We start from the raw sequence: 387 nt of genomic DNA on the forward strand, positions 1-387 counted from the left end.
GTTCCTCTCCTTCACCCCGCCGCACAAGGCGGCGCGGGGCCTGCAATGCCCGATGCTGTGCGTGGTCGCCTGGGAGTTCGAGACGATTCCCGACGTGGCGTGGGACGGCGATCCGGCGCAGGACTGGAGCCAGGTCCTGGCCGGCCATGGCGCAGCCATCACCCTCTCCGAGCAGACTGCCCGCGCGGTTCGCCGGGTGCTGGGCGAAGATTTTCCGGTACTGGCGCTGCCGACGCCGATCTGGGAGGACTTCGCCGCGATCCGCCAGCAAGGCGAACGGAATCCGGTCAAGTCCGGCGAGACCCTGCAACTCAAGGGCTGCGTCATCGACAGCCGCCTGCTGGGCCTTTCCGCCGACGGCCTCATCGCACCGATCAGGGAAGAGAC

The 387-nt window shown here is 68.5% G+C and carries 1 protein-coding gene; it reads left to right on the forward strand.

What is annotated here, in order from left to right:
- Positions 1-387: hypothetical protein (locus ACLJNW_RS23450; RefSeq protein ID WP_410961118.1), on the forward strand; the 387-nt coding region annotated here is incomplete at both ends.

The sequence above is a fragment of the Salmonella sp. SAL4457 genome, assembly GCF_046548235.1.
GTDB lineage: Bacteria > Pseudomonadota > Gammaproteobacteria > Enterobacterales > Enterobacteriaceae > Salmonella > Salmonella enterica.